3 protein-coding genes are annotated in these 2,449 nt (G+C 45.0%); all 3 read right to left on the bottom strand.

Features of this window, described 5'->3' with window-relative positions; all coding sequences use genetic code 11:
• Positions 1-752 (bottom strand): ABC transporter permease (locus ENN47_10605; protein HDP78607.1); only part of this gene is annotated, 752 nt, incomplete at its 3' end.
• Between the two features lie 46 nt (positions 753-798).
• Positions 799-1,749: a sugar ABC transporter substrate-binding protein gene (locus ENN47_10600; protein HDP78606.1), complete on the bottom strand. Its 951-nt coding sequence runs from the start codon at positions 1,747-1,749 to the stop codon at positions 799-801.
• A 5-nt stretch (positions 1,750-1,754) separates the two neighbouring features.
• Positions 1,755-2,449 (bottom strand): GntR family transcriptional regulator (locus ENN47_10595; protein HDP78605.1); only part of this gene is annotated, 695 nt, incomplete at its 5' end.

Raw genomic sequence — 2,449 nt, 5'->3', positions numbered from 1 at the left:
CTGCCACTGATGAGAGCTGCACATAGAGCGACGGAGACTCCCTGGATTGCAAAAGCCGAAAGAATGACCTTCTTTGTTTTTATGTCAAATCGGCGAGCAGCTTCAGCGTTATCTCCGACCGCATATACGTGAGCTCCAAATTGGGACTTATGAAGAAGAACCCATGCAATAAAAAAGTAGGCAGCCATTATGAATATTGCTATTGGAATTCCGAGTACTGAGTCTCGTCCCATGATCCTCAAAGACTGATCAGAGACGTAGATCGGTTTGTTTGAGTAGATGAAGGCCAGTCCCCTGAAAGCCGTGAACATTGCCAGCGTTACGATAAAAGCCGGAATCCTCTGATAAGCAACCATGAAACCTAGGCCGATGTAGACTGCGGCGGCAATCATTGCAACGAGTGGAAGGGCAATCCATAGAGGGATTCCATTAAGCTCCATGAAGCCAGCTAGAAGCACTCCGAAGAGAGCGACTCCTGAACCGGCTGAAAGATCAATATTTCCGGTGATTATAATGAAGGACATTCCGACGGACAGTACCCCAATGTAGGCGATCTGCCTGCCAATATTCAGAAAATTTGATACCGAAAAAAATGTGTCGGTCGAGAACGTGAAAAATAGGAAAACAGCTACAAAACCAAGAACAGTTGTTCCTTTGGTAAGCAACCACTCTTTGGTGAAAGCACTACTATCTGAAACTAAAGTCGAACCAGAATTCGAATCTCGCCGCATCTTCCATTGCCCCCAAAGCATAACGGCATGGAGGAGCCATTACTCCTCCAGCCGTCGATAATCAACTCTATTTCACTGTTGGTTCAGTTGGATCGCGCTCGAACGTATCTACATTATCCGGAGTAAAGATCTTCGCCGGAACCAAACTGTTTTCAGGAACCCAGTCGTTTCCTAGAACTTCCATACCCTTGATGTAGGTTAGTAGAGCCTGAACTGCAATTCTTCCTTCAAGGTAAGGCTGCTGCTGTGCCATAGCCAGTATCGATCCATCATTAAGCCCTCTAAGAGCTTCATCTGTCATGTCGAAACCAACTATCTTGATTTTTTCGAGAAGGTCAAAGGTTTCCAAGGCCGCGTGCGCCCCAACAACAGAGTTCTCTGCCGGAGCGTAAATCAAATCTAGATCAGGATGCGCCATAGACAAGTCACTGACTGCGTTGAATGATTGATCGCGATCATACCCCTGATACTCGCCAACGAAAGTCACACCGTCCATATCCGCAAGTGCTTCCAAGAAACCTTCCGTTCTTTCGATCTGAATCTGAGATTCTAGCCACCTTACTATCGCTATCTTCGCTTTGCCACCAAGCTCGTTTTCTATGTATTCCTTCGCAACCAAGCCAAGCTCATAGCCAACTTGCTTATTGGGAGTACCAACAAACGTAATAACTCCCGGGACCTCAACAGGCATGTCTACAGTGACTACCGGTATTCCAGCTGCAATTGCTTCTGTAGTAACTGGAATGAGTCCTTTTACGTCGATCGGAATAAGAATAATGGCATCTACCTTCTTCTGAATGAAATCTTCCATCGCAGCTACCTGCTTCTCCATGCTCAGATCTGGATCGAACGTTTCAACTTCAACTCCTGCTAGAGCGGCAGCATCTCTTATTCCCGCTTCAATTGCTTGAAAGAATTCATGTCTAAGTGTGATTGTAGTGACTCCTATCTTCAAAGCAAAACCGAAACTGACGAGCAATCCTAGAACAACCATTAACACTAACGCCTTTCTCAACATCTACATCACTCCTTTTTCCTGAGATAAGGAAACTTTCCCCCAATTTGATTTCCAGAGCCATTTCTGTAAAGCCTAATACTATAACGATATGCATTTCCAGCGATTGTAGCCCTTACGAATTCAACAACTCTTCCTGTTGTAGTATGTGTCACTCGTTCATAACTCATTACCGGTGCTCCAGGAGGAATATTGAGAAGTTTTGCTTCGGTTCTTGTAGCCGCCTTGGCCTCCAAAAACTGATCGGCATAATCAAGTTGATAACCGTATTCGTCTAGAAGCCCATAAAGGGAGGTGCTGGGATTCGCATCGATGTTCTCCGGGAGAAATCCGATTGTCTTAGCAATGATGTATGGGACATAGTTGTAGTTGATTCCGATGGGATCTTCCCCTGAGAGCCTTAATCTAACAATGTATATGAGTTCTCTATCTTCTTCTGAGAAGTACTTTGACTCTTTCATTTCCGATCCAATTTCATAACTGACAACTTTCGTTCTTGGTTGCCCAGATGACATAATGAGATCTTCGCTGAATCCCGTTAATCCTGGCAAATGAAGATTTAGCTTTTCTCCAGATACAAAAGTGCCTTTCCCTTGTATTCGTTTGACAACATTGGAATTTTCGAGCTCGGTCATCGCCCTAACGACAGTTGCCCTGCTTACCCCAAACTCATCCATAAGCTCGCGTTCGGTTGGTAGTCTGT

It is taken from the genome of Mesotoga infera (genome assembly GCA_011045915.1).
Taxonomy (GTDB): Bacteria; Thermotogota; Thermotogae; order Petrotogales; family Kosmotogaceae; genus Mesotoga; species Mesotoga infera_D.
Note: the sequence above shows the minus strand (reverse complement) of the source record. Positions and strands in the feature narration are given on the sequence as shown.